General features: G+C 40.8%; 1 protein-coding gene. It reads left to right on the plus strand.

The window, feature by feature from the left end; translation table 11 throughout:
- Positions 1-21: 21 nt before the first annotated feature.
- Positions 22-240, plus strand: a 219-nt coding sequence (locus tag AC2FA3_RS15590) for a hypothetical protein (protein ID WP_490510387.1), incomplete at its 3' end; no start/stop codon positions are given.

Genomic DNA, 240 nt, shown 5'->3' on the forward strand with positions numbered 1-240 from the left:
GGTCAATACAAAGCAACAATTATGTCAGCAGATACTAATACATGCTATGACGACCACCCAGATGACGTCTGGATAAAATCTGGCTCAAGAGAATCTAAAACTATTGTAGTTAATGCGGACAGTAATCCCACAAATCCGCCATATGTTCTAATTTACTCTGGAAAAGCTGGTAATACTGGTGGCAATACGCTTGAAATAAATGATCTCAAAGTCGAGCGAGGGAGCATTGCTACTCAGTGG

It is taken from the genome of Janibacter sp. CoH_79_TC_3 (genome assembly GCF_058197955.1).